Origin of the sequence: Vibrio sp. 10N.222.47.A9 (assembly GCF_963872585.1) — a bacterium.
GTDB classification, from domain to species: Bacteria; Pseudomonadota; Gammaproteobacteria; order Enterobacterales; family Vibrionaceae; genus Vibrio; species Vibrio splendidus.
On sequence record NZ_CAWNBB010000107.1, the window covers coordinates 1 to 12,057 of the forward strand.

8 protein-coding genes and 5 tRNA genes are annotated in these 12,057 nt (G+C 44.5%); 7 read left to right on the plus strand and 6 right to left on the minus strand.

Annotated features, from left to right (window positions below):
• Positions 1–18: 18 nt before the first annotated feature.
• The gene (ilvY, locus tag AACT19_RS25340) at positions 19–909 is read right to left on the minus strand and encodes an HTH-type transcriptional activator IlvY (protein ID WP_054548024.1); all 891 of its coding nucleotides are present in this window, start codon (positions 907–909) and stop codon (positions 19–21) included.
• Between the two features lie 146 nt (positions 910–1,055).
• On the opposite strand from ilvY, the gene ilvC reads away from it, so the two are divergent.
• Positions 1,056–2,540, plus strand: a complete 1,485-nt coding sequence (ilvC, locus tag AACT19_RS25345; protein ID WP_017077813.1) for a ketol-acid reductoisomerase — start codon at positions 1,056–1,058, stop codon at positions 2,538–2,540.
• 274 nt (positions 2,541–2,814) lie between these two features.
• Here the strand turns inward: ilvC and ubiK are convergent, their stop codons facing one another.
• The 4 genes from ubiK to AACT19_RS25365 form a co-directional block, all read right to left on the minus strand.
• On the minus strand, positions 2,815–3,066 hold the full coding sequence (gene ubiK / locus AACT19_RS25350) for a ubiquinone biosynthesis accessory factor UbiK (protein ID WP_004735787.1): 252 nt from the start codon (positions 3,064–3,066) through the stop codon (positions 2,815–2,817).
• Between the two features lie 119 nt (positions 3,067–3,185).
• Positions 3,186–6,308 carry a multidrug efflux RND transporter permease subunit gene (locus AACT19_RS25355; RefSeq protein WP_065682892.1) on the minus strand — a complete coding sequence of 1,041 codons (3,123 nt, stop codon included), beginning with the start codon at positions 6,306–6,308 and terminating at the stop codon, positions 3,186–3,188.
• 11 nt (positions 6,309–6,319) lie between these two features.
• Positions 6,320–7,426 carry an efflux RND transporter periplasmic adaptor subunit gene (locus tag AACT19_RS25360; RefSeq protein WP_004735789.1) on the minus strand — a complete coding sequence of 369 codons (1,107 nt, stop codon included), beginning with the start codon at positions 7,424–7,426 and terminating at the stop codon, positions 6,320–6,322.
• 18 nt (positions 7,427–7,444) lie between these two features.
• A complete protein-coding gene (locus AACT19_RS25365; RefSeq protein WP_198137852.1) occupies positions 7,445–8,026 on the minus strand; it encodes a TetR/AcrR family transcriptional regulator in 582 nt (193 codons plus the stop codon).
• Between the two features lie 180 nt (positions 8,027–8,206).
• Between AACT19_RS25365 and rep the strand changes: the two genes are divergently transcribed.
• Positions 8,207–10,225: a DNA helicase Rep gene (gene rep, locus AACT19_RS25370; RefSeq protein WP_004735791.1), complete on the plus strand. Its 2,019-nt coding sequence runs from the start codon at positions 8,207–8,209 to the stop codon at positions 10,223–10,225.
• A 95-nt stretch (positions 10,226–10,320) separates the two neighbouring features.
• On the opposite strand, the gene AACT19_RS25375 is transcribed toward rep, so the two are convergent.
• Entirely contained in the window at positions 10,321–10,734 is a 414-nt protein-coding gene (locus AACT19_RS25375; protein ID WP_004735792.1) for a c-type cytochrome, read from the minus strand.
• Positions 10,735–11,030: 296 nt separating this feature from the next.
• Here AACT19_RS25375 and AACT19_RS25380 point away from each other — a divergent pair.
• From AACT19_RS25380 to AACT19_RS25400, 5 genes are all read left to right on the plus strand, one after another.
• Positions 11,031–11,107: transfer RNA gene (locus AACT19_RS25380), tRNA-Arg, on the plus strand.
• Positions 11,108–11,156: 49 nt separating this feature from the next.
• Positions 11,157–11,232, plus strand: a tRNA-His gene (locus tag AACT19_RS25385).
• A gap of 77 nt (positions 11,233–11,309) precedes the next feature.
• Positions 11,310–11,386 (plus strand) — tRNA-Pro (locus tag AACT19_RS25390).
• A gap of 44 nt (positions 11,387–11,430) precedes the next feature.
• Positions 11,431–11,506: transfer RNA gene (locus AACT19_RS25395), tRNA-His, on the plus strand.
• Between the two features lie 55 nt (positions 11,507–11,561).
• A tRNA-Pro gene (locus AACT19_RS25400) sits at positions 11,562–11,638 on the plus strand.
• Positions 11,639–12,057: the final 419 nt, after the last annotated feature.

A 12,057-nucleotide genomic window follows, 5' to 3' on the forward strand; every position in this document is an offset into this window, starting at 1 on the left:
TTAATGGAATTGGTATTACTAGTCTTGGAGGTATTTACCTTCAGCTACCTGCCAAAATGCTCTAATTAACGGATTTTCTAACTGCGATCGCTTACAGCACACTCCCAATTCAAACGGCTTGATTGGCTCTATTTTTAAGCGGTCGACTTTATCTCTCACAGGACTGTTGTTGATGACGACATCTGGAGCAATACCAACCCCACAACCAAGGGCAACCATACTGACGATCGCTTCATGACCTGATACTTGAGCGTAAATGTTGGGCTTTATCTTCATCTTTTTGAACCACGCGTTCGCACGTTCTCGTGCAGTACCTGCTTCTGGGATGATAAAAGGTACTTCATTCCAGTTTGGTTTATCTGATTGCAGCTGCTGGCTAAAACTACTCACACCGGATGGGATGATGACTGACAGTGGTATATCGCTGATGGTTTCGAACTCTAATCTTGAGGGAAGAATGTCTGGTTTCGCTGAGATAGCAATATCTGCTTCATCATTTAAAATCTTGTCGATAGATTGAGCCGGATCGCCTGTAGAGAGCTTAAATTCAATGTACGGATGAATAGCTCTGAATTCGGTTATGAGTTCAGGTAGGTGGCTGTAACTAGCCGTTACCGAACAAAATATGCGAATTTCACCTTTAAGTTCTTGCTCACCACCTTTCAGGTGAAGATTGTATTGCTGCCACTCTCCAACGATGCTTAATGCTACTGGCAATAGGTGCTTTCCTGCTGGAGTTAGATCAACACTGCGGTTATCTCTGATAAGCAATTCTTGCCCCGTTTCTTCTTCAAGCTTTTGTACCTGACGACTAAGTGCTGAAGGACTGACATGCATAGCAGCAGCGGTTTTGCTGAAACTCTTGCTATCACATAAATGTATAAATAATTGTAGAGATTTTATGTTCATGTTTTGCGATCGTTTCCATGTTGCATTTATTGCAATAACTAATTGTGAATATATCACTTTCAGCAACGGAGTGTCTGTTTTAGTATGAAGTCATTCGATAGAGAGATATCGACCTTACGGACTTATTTTTAAAGGAGTGCCCTAGAATGGCTAACTATTTCAATACATTAAACCTTCGTGAACAACTAGACCAATTAGGTCGTTGCCGCTTTATGGATCGTGAAGAATTCACGACAGAAGCTGAATATCTTGAAGGTAAGAAAATCGTAATTGTTGGTTGTGGTGCTCAAGGCCTAAACCAAGGTCTGAACATGCGTGATTCTGGCCTAGACGTATCTTACGCTCTACGCCAAGCGGCAATTGATGAAAAGCGTCAATCATTCAAAAACGCTGATGAAAACGGCTTTGTTGTGGGTAGCTACGAAACGCTAATCCCTCAAGCAGATCTAGTTATCAACCTTACTCCAGACAAGCAACATACAAACGTTGTTGAAACAGTAATGCCTCTAATGAAGCAAGGCGCTGCTCTTGGTTACTCTCACGGCTTTAACGTTGTTGAAGAAGGCATGCAATTACGTGCTGACCTTACTGTAGTAATGGTTGCACCTAAGTGTCCAGGTTCTGAAGTTCGCGAAGAGTACAAGCGTGGCTTCGGTGTTCCAACACTGATCGCTGTTCACCCAGAAAATGACCCTAAAGGCGAAGGCTGGGATATCGCTAAAGCTTGGGCTGCAGGTACTGGTGGTCACCGTGCAGGTTGCCTAGAGTCTTCATTCGTAGCTGAAGTTAAATCTGACCTTATGGGTGAGCAAACAATTCTATGTGGCATGCTACAAGCCGGCTCTATCGTATCTTACGAGAAGATGATTGCTGATGGCATCGAACCTGGCTACGCAGGTAAACTTCTACAATACGGTTGGGAAACGATTACTGAAGCACTTAAGTTCGGTGGCGTAACTCACATGATGGACCGTCTATCTAACCCAGCTAAAGTTAAAGCGTTTGAGCTTTCTGAAGAGCTTAAAGACCTAATGCGTCCGCTTTACAACAAGCACATGGATGACATCATCTCTGGTCACTTCTCTAGCACTATGATGGCTGACTGGGCGAACGATGACGTGAACCTACTAGGCTGGCGTGAAGAGACAGGTGAAACTGCATTCGAAAACTACCCAACTTCTGACGTAGAAATCTCAGAGCAAGAGTACTTCGATAACGGTATCCTAATGGTTGCTATGGTTCGTGCCGGTGTTGAGCTAGCATTCGAAGCTATGACTGCATCTGGTATCATCGATGAGTCTGCTTACTACGAATCTCTACATGAGCTTCCACTAATCGCAAACACAGTTGCTCGTAAGCGTCTTTACGAAATGAACGTTGTAATCTCAGATACTGCTGAGTACGGTAACTACCTATTCGCTAACGTAGCCACACCGCTATTACGTGAGAAGTTCATGCCTTCAGTAGCAACTGACGTAATCGGCCGCGGTCTAGGTGAAACATCTAACCAAGTTGATAACGCTAAGCTAATTGAAGTAAACGAAGCTATCCGTAACCACCCTGTAGAGTACATTGGTGAAGAGCTACGTAGCTACATGAGCGACATGAAGCGTATCGCTGTAGGCGGTTAATTAGTCGCTTAGATACTGATAAATTTGCAGAAAAAGCGAAGCAGTATCACTAACTCCTTACAGGTTGGAGTTATAAATAAGCAACACAACATCTAATAAAAAGGCTTGGTCGCCGTTGACCAAGCCTTTTTGCTTTTAGTAACAAAGTTTTAAAAATCAATCAAATGAATATTGTTTGATAGGTCTTCGTCGACTTTCAGTTCTTGATTGATCTTCAGAAATACAAAAGGGTTGGTGCTTTCACACCAACCCTTTCAGTTTTCTTGCTTTACGCTTACTTGTCGGCAATCTTTGCTTCTAAGTCCGTTAGCTTTTGTTCCATTTCAGTCAGCTTTTGGCGAGTGCGTAGTAGTACTTGTGTTTGAACATCAAATTCTTCACGGCTTACAACGTCTAGCTTGTTCAGTTGGCCTTGGATAACCTGACGAACTTTTTGATCTACGTCTGAACCAAGCTCTTTTACTGGTTGAGGCATAGAATCGTGGATCTGCTTAGCAATCTGCTCTAGTTTTTTTGGATCAAACATATCAATTAAAACTCCTGAATATTTATCACTATTCTATTTAATCACACTTGAGATGTCGCCTATGGCGTACAAAAAAAGGCCACCGAAGTAGCCTTTTTATTGTTATTACGACTTAGTGATTACTTATTATCAGCTAATTCTCTGTGCGCTGCTTTTGCTTCATCGACGCGAGCTAGCTTTTCTAGGTCTTTGTCTTCAACAAATACAGGTAGAGGTTTGTGTTTTTCAGCCAAGTAGCTGTAAATCACTGGCAGTACAAATAGTGTGAAGATAGTACCAATCGCTAGACCTGCAACGATTACGATACCAATACTGAAACGCTGAGCCGCACCCGCACCACTTGCGTACATCAGTGGGATTAGACCCGCGATCATCGCAGCCGTTGTCATCAGGATTGGACGAAGACGAACCTTCGCCGCTTCCATTACCGCTTCAATACGAGTCTTGTGATTGTGTAGCTGTTCTTCTTTCGCTACCTCACAGATCAATATACCGTGCTTGGTAATCAGGCCGACCAAGGTGATCAAACCAACTTGCGAGTAGATGTTCATCGTTGCCGCACCCCAAGCCAGAGCTATTAGGGCACCACAAATCGCCAGTGGTACAGATACCATGATAACCAGTGGATCTTTTAGAGATTCAAACTGAATCGCCAATACTAAGAAGATGATAGCCAACGCTAAACCAAAGGTCGCGTAAAGTGCGCTACCTTCTGTCACGTATTGGCGTGCTTCACCCATGTAGTCATGGTTGTAACCACTTGGTAGCTTAGTTGCTGCAATGTCTTCAAACCAATTGATCGCATCACCCATGGCTGCGCCAGGAGCTGGTACTGCACCAATCGTTGCTGAGTTTAATTGGTTGAAGTGAGGAAGAGAACGAGGCTCTGCCACAACATCAATCGTGATCAAACTGCCTAGAGGAATTGCTTTACCATCTGCGCCACGAACATAGTAGTTGTTCATTGATTCAGGGTTTAGACGGAACTTACGTTCAACTTGAGGAATAACCTCGTAAGAACGACCATTCAAGTCAATACGGTTTACGTAACCATCAGACATCATAGTACCTAGAGTGATACCAATGTCTTGCATCGTCACGCCGTAAGCGCCCGCTTTGTCTTTGTCGATATGGATCTTCATCGTTGCTGAGTCGTAGTTCAAATCAAGATCTGAATAAACGAACAACGGGTTTGTCGATACTTCGGCTAAGATCTCTGTCGTGATTTGGAATAGGCTCTCGAAGCTGTTCGGTGTTGTAATAACAAACTGAACAGGAAGACCTGAACCTGCACCTGGAAGTTCTGGCATTTGGAAGGCTGTTACGGCCATACCAGGAACATCTTTCACCAAGTTACCAACACGGTTTGCTACTTCAGACTGGCTTGCTTCACGCTCACTCCATGGAACCATTGATGCGATACCAAAAGCTTGGTTTGCATTAGGAACACCTGTAAACACCTGCGCATACGCTACTTCTGGCTGATCAGACAGAAGGCTGTTTACGTCATTCATGGTGTTTTGCATGTAGTCCAAGTTCGCATTCGAAGGTGCTGTACCCATAAGCATGATTACACCTTTATCTTCTGAAGGCGCTAACTCACTAGGGATGAACTTGAATAACAGTGGTAAACTTGCAAATACGATGATAGCGAAGCCAATGAAGACTGGGCGATGCTGCATTACCGCGCCAAGCATACGCTCATAGCGATTGGTCATGCCGTCTAGTACGCTATGTACTTTCTGCTCAAACTTGCTTGGCTCGGCGTGAGCTTTGAGCATTTTTGAACACATCATTGGCGATAACGTTAACGCCACAATACCCGATACAAAAACAGCACCAGCAAGGGTTAGTGCAAACTCTTTAAACAACGAGCCTGTGATACCACCCATCATTGCGATAGGAGCATATACTGCACCTAGCGTTAATGTCATTGCGATAACGGGTACTGCAATTTCACGAGTACCGATGATGGCAGCTCGGAAAGGAGACTCCCCTAATTTTATATGCCGGTCGACGTTTTCCAATACAACGATGGCATCATCAACTACTAAGCCGATAGCCAGTACCATTGCCAGTAGCGTCATTAGGTTCCAAGAGAAGCCCATCGCCTGCATTACCATAGCCACACCAATTAGAGACAGTGGGATAGTAACGATCGGGATAAGAACCGCACGGAATGAACCTAAGAACAAAGTAATTACGACGAGTACAATTAATGCCGCTTCAAGAATGGTTTTAATAACCTCTTGAATGGATTCATTAATCGCAATAGTCGAGTCATACATGATATTCATCGAGATGTTACTTGGAAGGTTCTTCTCTAATTGAGGTAGAAGCTCAAGGACATCAGCGGCAATGTTGATAGGGTTCGCACTTGGTGCCGCGTTAATTGCTGCAACAACCGCTTCCTTACCGTTTGCACTCGCTCGGTAAATATCGTGGCTTTTTTCTAAAGAAACCTTAGCGATGTCAGACAGGCGAATAATTTCACCCTCACCACTTTTAACGACTAAGTTCTCTAGCTCTTCAGTGTTTGATACTTGCGTATCGGCACTGCCGTTATAAAGAACGAATTCGCCAGTAGCTTGACCTGTCGCTGATTGGTAGTTGTTGGCATCCAATACCGACATAACATCAGTAGCGGTGAGGTTAACAGCTGCCATTTTTGATGGATCTAGCCATACGCGCAGTGCGTATTTCATACCACCATATAGGTCGACTTTAGATACACCATTTACCGTAAATAGCTGCGGGTTGATTACACGCTCTAGATAATCGGTAATTTGGCTTGATACGAGCTCATCACTGGTAAAACCAATATAAAGTACCGCGGTCGTTGAACCGGTCGACATAGTTACGGTTGGATCTTCGGCTTCTTTTGGAAGCTGAGAACGCACCGAGTTTGTCTTGGCCAGTATGTCAGACAGTGCCGCATTCGGGTCGGTGTTCAACTTCATGTTTACGGTAATAGTAGAACTACCAAGTACAGAAGAAGAAGTCATATAGTCGATATTATCCGCTTGAGCCACAGCTTGTTCGAGGGGCTGGGTGATAAAGCCTTGGATAAGATCGGCACTTGCACCGTAGTAACTCGTGGTTACGGTTACGACGGTATTCGTCATTTCAGGGTATTCACGCACCTGCATTTTGAAGATTGCTTGTAAGCCAAGCAGAGCAATCAAAAAGCTGATGGATACCGCTAGAACTGGACGTTTAATAAAAACATCAGTAAAGCGCATTGTGCCTCCAGTTACAGCTTAGGTGTTTCAGATGGTGGAGTGATTGCATCACTTTCAACAACCTTAACTTTGGCACCGTTACTTAGACGTACTTGGCCAGAAGTTACAACCGTATCGCCGGCTTTAACGCCTTCAAGGATGTGTGCAATCTCAGCGGTACGCTCACCTACTTTTACAACATGTTGAGCAACACGTTGAACGCCGTCTTCTTCCGTCAGGATGTAAACATTGTCACCATATAGAGTGAAAGTAATCGCTGTTTGAGGCAACGTTACTTGGTTCTCTAGCTTAGGCAGAATGATGTTAGCACGCGCAAACATGCCGCTACGAAGCTTGCCATCATTGTTTGGAATGTCTGCTTGAACTTGAATAAGACCACTTTGGATACTTACTGCGGGTTCAATGGCACTGATAGAGCCTTCAAACGGTTTCTCTGGGTAAGCATCAACAAAGATGTCGATAGCCTGACCAACATTGATACGAGAGATATCTGTTTGAGATACAGTAAAGCGTAGGCGCATCACACTGGTATCTTCTAAACGAACGATATCTGTACCTGATTGCAGGTATTGACCTAGGTACACGTTACGAATACCCACTTTGCCATCGAAAGGAGCACGAATTTCACGGCGTTCGATAGATGCTTTTAGGCTTTCAATATCAGCAGATAGAGAGTAGTAATTTGCTTCTGCTTCATCGTATGCTTCTTTTGAAATAGAACCTTTCTTATACAGGCCTTGGTAGCGTTTGTATTTTGCTTTTGCCGCAGGCAGGCGAGCTTCAGAACTCTTTAGATTTGCCTTTTCTACGCCAGAATCAAGACGAACAAGAAGTTGGTCATTTTTAACATCAGTACCAGAACCAAAAGAGATTTGGTCAATAACACCGCTGGTTTCATTTGCTAGCGTGACACCTTGGTTAGGTTCGATGAAGCCGATAGCTTCAATTACTGGAACCCAGTCGATCGGCTGAACTTCAGTAACCGTTACTGGAAACTCTGGTTCAGGGCGGTTGGCCATATACTCAGCAATTTTTTGTTGTTTGAACATGTTGAACCCAATAACGCTGCCGAAAAGAAGTACAGCGATGAGTAACATGAAGAAAGTCCACTTTTTCATTATGGTCAAAACTCCGATCTAGTGTTTAATTATTGCATCCCAACTGGCTTCTATTGCAGATTCTAGTTCTGCCTCGTCGAGTTGGTAAAATCCTAAAGAATGCTTTCGCGCTAGAGATACACTAGCCGCTAAGCTCAAGCCGCTTAATACTTCATTATCAAGTGGTTTAAACAGTCCTTGCTCTTTACCCTCATTAAATAGCAGCTCAACTTGGGCAAACATTTTACGTTCTAGTTCCCTGAAGTTTAGGCTATTTGTGATGGGCAGTGAGTCATATTGAACCCGATTTTTTATCGCGGCTAAGTTCGTTCCCGCTAAGTTCCATATGTTCAACCACATAGTACGGTAGCGTTGTTTAATTGGATCCGAATCATCAACCCCTTCTTGAACAGCATCTGCTACTCGTTGAGTCACGAGCACTCGAACATCATCTATCAAGTGGTCTTTATCGTCGAAGTAGCGGTAGATAGTGCCTGCAGCAACTCCCGCCTCTTTGGCTAATTTTTGCATTGAAAGGCCTTGAAAGCCGACCTCCGCAATGAGCTTTTCAGCGGCAGAAAGTATTTGTTGGCGTTTATCCTGAGGTGCATGAGTTGTCATTATTCCATCACCAGTGAATGAACGTTCATTCATTATAGCCCAAGAACCATACACATGTGCAACAAAGTTTTACACAAGTAGCGTAAAAATCTTGTATAAGAGAACGTAGCATTCGTGGTGTTGCAGCATTATTATAGGCGCGCAATTGAATTCGCCCCTCTAGACCAAATTGAGAATCAAATGAGACTGAACCCAAGACAAGATGAAGCCGTGAAGTATGTTTCTGGCCCCTGCTTAGTATTAGCGGGCGCTGGATCGGGTAAAACACGTGTTATCACCAACAAGATTGCTTACTTGGTTCAAGAGTGTGGCTACAAGGCTCGTAATATTGCAGCGGTAACCTTTACCAATAAAGCGGCACGCGAGATGAAAGAGCGTGTGGGTCAAACTCTAGGTAAAGGTGAATCTAAAGGTCTGATCGTTTCAACGTTCCATACCATGGGTTTAACTATCATTCGCCGAGAATACAAAGCGCTGGGTCTGAAAGCAGGATTCTCGTTATTTGATGACCAAGACCAGTTAGCTCTACTTAAAGAACTAACCGAAACACAGATCGATGGTGATAAGGATCTGCTGCGTTCTTTGATGAGTACCATCTCAAATTGGAAGAATGACATGCTGACGCCAGATCAAGCGAAAGCAAGAGCTCAAGGTGAACAAGAGCAGTTGTTTGCATTCTGTTTTGAGATGTATCAGAAACAGATGAAGGCCTATAACGCACTCGATTTTGATGATCTAATTGCGATGCCAGTATTGCTACTGAAAACCAATCAAGAAGTGCGTGAACGCTGGCAGTCTCGTATTCGTTATTTGCTGGTCGATGAATATCAAGATACCAACACTAGCCAATATGAGTTGGTTCGTTTACTGGTGGGAGAACGTGGTCGTTTGACGGTCGTAGGTGATGATGACCAATCTATTTACTCATGGCGTGGCGCAAAACCACAAAACTTGGTTTTGCTAGGTGAGGATTACCCGAACCTACGCTTGATCAAACTAGAGCAAAACTACCGCTCGACCAGTCGAATTTTGCGAGCAGCGAACATCTTGATCGCCAACAATCCGCACGTCTATGAGAAGTCACTGTTCTCTGAGATCCCGGATGGTGAAAAGCTCAAGGTATTAAATGCTAAGAATGAAGAGCATGAAGCAGAGCGTATTACCGGTGAGATCATCGCCCACAAGTTTTTGAATCGCACAGAATACAAAGATTACGCAGTGCTTTACCGCGGTAACCACCAATCTCGCTTGATTGAAAAAGCCTTGATGCAGAACCGTGTGCCTTACAAAATCTCAGGCGGTACATCCTTTTTCGCCAGAGCAGAAATTAAAGACATCATGGCTTACCTACGTGTGTTGGTGAACCCTGATGATGACAACGCCTTCCTGCGTATTGTAAACACACCACGTCGTGAGATTGGCCCAGTTACGCTTGAAAAATTAGGCAGCTACGCCAACATGCGCGGTAAAAGCCTGTTTGAAGCCAGCTTCGAAATGGGCTTAGAGCAAACGCTGACGGGCCGTGGTTTGGAAAACCTGCGTCGTTTCAGCGATTGGATTGTTCGTATCTCGGATAATGCAGAGCGTGGTAATACAGTTGAGGCGGTTCGCTCTTTGGTTCGTGACATTAATTACGAAGATTGGCTCTACGAAACCTCTCCAAGCCCGAAAGCCGCTGAAATGCGAATGAAAAACGTGTCTGATCTCTATAGCTGGATTGTGGCCGACCTTGAAGGAGACAACTATGATAAAGAAGAGAAGACGCTACGAGAGGTTGTTCAACGTTTAACTTTACGCGACATGATGGAGCGCGGGGAAGATAATGACGATGCAGACCAAGTTCAACTAATGACATTGCACGCTTCGAAAGGCCTAGAGTTTCCGTATGTATTCTTGATGGGGGCCGAAGAGGGCATCTTGCCACACCAAACCAGTGTTGATGAAGGTAATGTAGAAGAAGAGCGTCGCCTTATGTATGTAGGGATTACGCGAGCGCAGAAAGAGCTGACTTTTACTAAGTGTCGTGAACGTCGTCAGTACGGTGAATTGATTAAGCCAACACAAAGCCGCTTCCTTGACGAGTTGCCGCATGATGATGTGGAGTGGGAAAGCGTTAAGAAACCACAATCCGCTGAAGAAAGAATGGAAAAAGGACAGGCACACATTGCTAATATTCGTGCGATGTTCAACAAAAAGTAGCGTCTGGTTCTGAAAGCATTAAATAGAGACAAATAAAAAGGTGACCATAGGGTCACCTTTTTTGAATTGGGTATTTTTAATTACAGATCGGTAAATTACAGACCAGCAATCATGTGCTCGATAGCATCTTTGATTTCGTCGTCTGAGCAGTCCATACATGAACCTTTCGCTGGCATTGCATTAAAGCCGTTGATTGCGTGGTTAGCTAGGATATCGCGACCTTGAGCAATACGAGGTCCCCAATCACCAGCATCACCTGTTTTAGGTGCGCCACTTACGCCAGATGCGTGACAAGCGATACAAAAGGTACCGTAAACTGTTGCGCCATCACGAGGGCCTGTTGGTTCTGCGACTACTGGTTCGCTGCCGACTAGGTAAACTTGACCAACTGGTTTGATGCGTTCAGCAATTGCATCTTGCTCTGCTTCGCTAAGGCCTGAAGCCATTGCGCCAGTTGAAAAGGTTAAAACTGCGATGACAACGCTTAAAATTCGACGAGACATATCCATTAAACTCACTTTACATTCCCAAGGTAAGTACGTGCTTACCAATTTATAGTGTTGGAGGGTGTTTTGGCTTCACCAGCAAAGAGCAACTGTTAAACCAATGTAAATAATGGGTGATTATATCCCGATAAGTTGTTGCAATAAACAACAACTTATAAGCTGTGGCGGGTTGTAGTACTCAAATAAGGGGTTTATCACATATTAACTGTCGAAAAAGAGACCAAACAGAAAAAAAAGTTAAAAAAGTACTAGACGGCATTGGGTGATATACGTATTATTCCACTCCGCCGACAGGGCATGCGCCTGTAGCTCAGCTGGATAGAGCGTTGGCCTCCGGAGCCAAAGGCCGAAGGTTCGAATCCTTTCAGGCGCGCCATCCGGTCTCTTACTTCGGTAAGTGAGAAATTGGCAAAAAAGAAATAATGGTGGCTATAGCTCAGTTGGTAGAGCCCTGGATTGTGATTCCGGTGGTCGCGAGTTCGAATCTCGTTAGCCACCCCATTCTTTCTTTACAAAATATCGGTAGCTTCGGCTTCCAGTGTTGATTCATTATTCCCAAGAGTCGATACAAAATTAGTCGGTGAATAGCGCAGCTTGGTAGCGCATCTGGTTTGGGACCAGAGGGTCGGGGGTTCGAATCCCTCTTCACCGACCATTATTTCAATAATCGCTTTTAAGCGGTTATATAAAAAATTAGTGGTGGCTATAGCTCAGTTGGTAGAGCCCTGGATTGTGATTCCGGTGGTCGCGAGTTCGAATCTCGTTAGCCACCCCATTAATTTTGGTAGCTTCTTTGAAGTTCCCAGTTTGAGAAATCAAACGAAACGTCTCGGTGAATAGCGCAGCTTGGTAGCGCATCTGGTTTGGGACCAGAGGGTCGGGGGTTCGAATCCCTCTTCACCGACCACCTTTAAGAAAGCTCATCAGAAATGATGAGCTTTTTTTTCATCTGTAGATCACTAGGTTGGAACCCAAGTGGGGTTCGCCTGATGTTCAAAGAATGTCTCTTCACCGATCACTTAAGAAGCCTCAACTAGCCGTCCGCGTCAGAAATGACGGAGCTTTTTTACGTCTGGAATTTAGATAATTTGGTGCCAAGAGGTCCGTGGGCTGGATCGCCAGTCCGCAGGGAGCCCTGCCGCGCCTCTCTTAACCGACTATATTAAGAAGCCGAAGCCTCAGTCGAAAGACTGGGGCTTTTTACGTTTGGAGTTTAGGTGGTTTGGGTTCAGAGAGCTGCGACTTGAATCGCCAGCCCGGCGGTTCGTCAGGCCACAGGAAGCGCTTCCGTGCCGAACCTCTCTTTATTTATACCAATTCCATTAA